Genomic DNA, 572 nt, shown 5'->3' with positions numbered 1-572 from the left:
GTAGCGGTATTTGGCAACAAACTGCTGCCAAAAGCCGGCGGTTGGATGGACCGCGTGAAGACACTATTTGGTTTCATTCTGCTGGCAGCACCAATCTTCTTGCTTGAGCGCATCTTGCCAGAAATGTGGTCGACGGCGTTGTGGTCTGCGCTCGGTATCGCGGCATTTGGTTGGTTGTATCACATCAAAAACAGCTTGGAGTTTGGTGGCTGGAAGCAAAGTGCAATTGGCATTATTGCCGTCCTCGGTTTGTTCGCCTCCGCGCAACCAGCACTGAATTATTGGTTTGGCAATAACGAAACCCAAGCACAGCAAACAACGGTTAGCTTTACTCGCATTGCTAATGTGGCCGAGCTTGAAGAGCAACTGGCGCTGGCGAAAGCAGCAGGTAAACCTGTCATGCTCGACTTCTACGCCGACTGGTGTGTAGCGTGTAAAGAGTTTGAGAAGTACACCTTCCACGATCCAAAAGTCGAAGCCAAGCTGCAAGACTTCGTGTTGCTGCAAGCGGATGTCACCAAAAACCAAGTGCAAGATATTGAGCTACTCAAACACATGAACGTGCTGGGTTT

At 50.0% G+C, this 572-nt stretch carries 1 protein-coding gene; it reads left to right on the top strand.

The window, feature by feature from the left end; genetic code table 11:
- A partial coding sequence (locus R7E78_RS28925; RefSeq protein ID WP_318058991.1) for a thioredoxin family protein occupies nucleotides 1–572 on the top strand: 572 nt, incomplete at both ends.

It is taken from the genome of Vibrio sp. YT-19(2023) (assembly GCF_033337395.1).
Note: the sequence above shows the minus strand (reverse complement) of the source record. Positions and strands in the feature narration are given on the sequence as shown.